1 protein-coding gene and 1 pseudogene are annotated in these 1,009 nt (G+C 35.2%); both read left to right on the top strand.

The annotated features are described in order from the left end of the window. Window positions 1-742: pseudogene (locus BZK14_RS12990) on the top strand (3-phosphoshikimate 1-carboxyvinyltransferase); the annotation flags it as partial. A 2-nt stretch (window positions 743-744) separates the two neighbouring features. Then, the coding region (locus BZK14_RS12985; protein ID WP_143691487.1) for a type II secretion system protein GspG at window positions 745-1,009 on the top strand (265 nt) is incomplete at its 3' end.

Raw genomic sequence — 1,009 nt, 5'->3', positions numbered from 1 at the left:
GATGACGCAAAAAGCGATGACGATTAAAATCGATGGCGAGCTAATTTCAAAGCCATACATTACGATCACATTATCGATGCTGAAAGATTTTGGCATTGTGGTGGAAAATCGTAATTGGGAATCTTTTTATATTCCTGCGCATCAAGAATACCAATCACCTAAAGATTATTATGTGGAAGGTGATGCATCGAGTGCATCATATTTTGCTGCATTGGGTGCAATTGGTGGTGAAATCAAAATGCATGGCATTGGCACAAAAACAATTCAAGGCGATGTTGAATTCTTACGCGCTTTAGAAATGATGGGGGCGATTGTTGAATGGGATGAGCATCAAGTCATTGTGAAAAAGCCAAAATCAGGTTTAAAAGGCATCAATTTAGATTGTAATCATATTCCTGATGCAGCGATGACTTTAGCTATATTAGCACTTTTTGCTGAAGGTAAAACAACATTGCGCAACATTGGTAGTTGGCGTGTTAAAGAAACTGACCGCATTCATGCTATGGCGACAGAATTAAAAAAACTAGGTGCTGATGTTGTAGAGGGTGAAGATTTCATTGAAGTTTCGCCAGTTGAAAAGCTCAATGAAAATATTTCTATTGCAACTTATGATGACCATCGTATGGCAATGTGTTTTTCATTATGTAGCTTTCTAGTACCGATTATTATCGAAGACCCACAATGTGTGAATAAAACATTTCCAAAATACTTCACTATTTTTAATCAATTGGTGTGTGAATAGTTATGACAAAGCAGTCTTTAGGATTTTTATATCGAAAGTCTTTGTCATTGGTAGAATTAATGATCATTTCAATTATTGTGGCCATAGTGATTACAATTTTAGGGCAAAAATTTTTGGGATTTGATGATGATAGCCAATTGGTTGAAGTGAAACAAAATATTCGTTCAATAGAAGGTGCTTTGAATCTTTATTATAAAGATATTGGACAATATCCTACAACAGAACAAGGGTTACGTAGTCTTATAGAAAATCCAAATCTTGATCACT

The sequence above is a fragment of the Wohlfahrtiimonas larvae genome (genome assembly GCF_002006755.1).
Lineage (GTDB): Bacteria > Pseudomonadota > Gammaproteobacteria > Cardiobacteriales > Wohlfahrtiimonadaceae > Wohlfahrtiimonas > Wohlfahrtiimonas larvae.
Note: the sequence above shows the minus strand (reverse complement) of the source record. Positions and strands in the feature narration are given on the sequence as shown.